The following is a 1699-nucleotide window of genomic DNA, read 5'->3' as shown; positions in this document are numbered from 1 at the left end:
GGTTCTGTCGACGATCTTGTGATCCGGACGGTTGTACGGGTCGTGCCGACTGTTCGCGATCATGCATCGCGTGCTCTCGTGATGTGCTCTTGGAGCTGTTTCCGTACCTGTCCCCGCTGCTGATCGAGGAGGTCGAACGACGGCCGGAAAACGTGGTGCTGAGGACGCGCGTGCGGGCGACGACTGGGGCCTGCCGATGCGGCCAGAGGTCGGCTCGGGTGCACGGTCGGTACGTACGGAGGTTGCGCGATGTCGCCGTTGGCGGGCTCGGCGTGGTGATCGAGTTGTGCGTGCGCCGATTCCGCTGCGAGAACCCTGACTGCACAGCGGTGACGTTCGCCGAACAGATCGCGGGGCTGACCACCCCGCACAGTCGCTATAGCCCGCTGCTGCGTGGGGTGTTAACGCGGGTCGGGCTGGCGCTGGCCGGCAGGGCAGGAGTCCGACTCGCGGCCGCGGCCGGTATCACCGTGGGCAAGGACACGCTGCTGCGGCTGGTCAGAGCCCTGCCAGACCCGGAGATCGGCGAGGTGGAGGTACTCGGTGTCGACGACTTCGCCTTCCGTAAAGGCCGCCACTACGGCACCGTGCTCATCGACATGGCCACCCACCGTCCACTGCATCTCTACGACGGACGTGAGGGAGAGGACCTGGCTGCCTGGCTCCGCGGTCACCCTGAGGTGAAGGTCATCTGCCGTGACCGTTCCGGCGGATACGCGGAAGGTGCACGGGTCGGGGCACCGCAGGCCGAGCAAGTCGCTGATCGCTATCACCTGTGGGCCAACCTCGGCCAGGCGGTCGAGAAGTCGGTGAACGCCCATCGTTCCCGCCTGACCGAGCCACTTCCCGGAAAGGACGGTAACTCCAACGCCCTGGAGGCGGAGCCCGAGGAGGTCCAGCCAACGACGGAGCTGAAGATCGTGACTCGATTGCGTGAGCAGCATGCCGCCGCCCACGAACTGTGGGAGAAGGGCATGTCCAAGGCGGCGATCGGCCGGAAACTCGGGCTACACCAGGCCACCGTCCGCAAGCTGGTCAACGCCCGCTCGGCGGACGATGTCGTCGCCAAGAGCCTGCAGCGGGCGCATGTCGTCGATCCGTACGTCGGCCACCTGCACCGGCGCTGGAACGAAGGTGTCAGAAACGCCGCCCAGCTCTACCGCGAGATCCAACAACTGGGCTATCCAGGTGGCGAGTTGGCCGTCCAGCGTCATCTGCGGCGCTACCGGACCGGGCGCGGACACGCACCCGTCCCCGGCCCCAAGCCTCCGTCGGTCCGCGAGGTCACCTCCTGGATCATGACCCACCCCGAGCACCTCCGGGACGAGGACGCCGACAAGCTCCACCGCCTACGCAAACGGGATCCGGAGCTCGACCGGCTCACCCTCCATGTCAGAAAGTTCGCCGCGATGCTGACCGGACGCCACGGCGACCGCCTCGAAGACTGGATCACCAACGCCGAGCGAGACACGCTGACCCCGCTCGCGGGTTTCGCCCGCAACCTCCGCCGCGACTTCGACGCCGTCCGCAACGGACTGTCTCTTCCCCACAGTTCCGGCGCCGTCGAAGGCAACATCAACCGGCTGAAGATGCTGAAACGCCAGATGTTCGGCAGGGCCAGCCTCGATCTCCTACGCAAACGCGTCCTACTCGCACGGTGAGTCTGAACTATCCGGATCACAAGATCGTCGACAGAACC

At 66.3% G+C, this 1699-nt stretch carries 1 protein-coding gene; it reads left to right on the top strand.

What is annotated here, in order from left to right; translation table 11 throughout:
* Positions 1–83: 83 nt before the first annotated feature.
* A complete protein-coding gene (locus AB0N07_RS50670) occupies positions 84–1661 on the top strand; it encodes an ISL3 family transposase (protein ID WP_365847729.1) in 1578 nt (525 codons plus the stop codon).
* The last annotated feature ends 38 nt before the right edge of the window (positions 1662–1699 follow it).

It is taken from the genome of Streptomyces sp. NPDC051172 (genome assembly GCF_040682555.1).
Lineage (GTDB): Bacteria > Actinomycetota > Actinomycetes > Streptomycetales > Streptomycetaceae > Streptomyces.
This window is presented reverse-complemented; position numbering and strand designations above follow the sequence as displayed.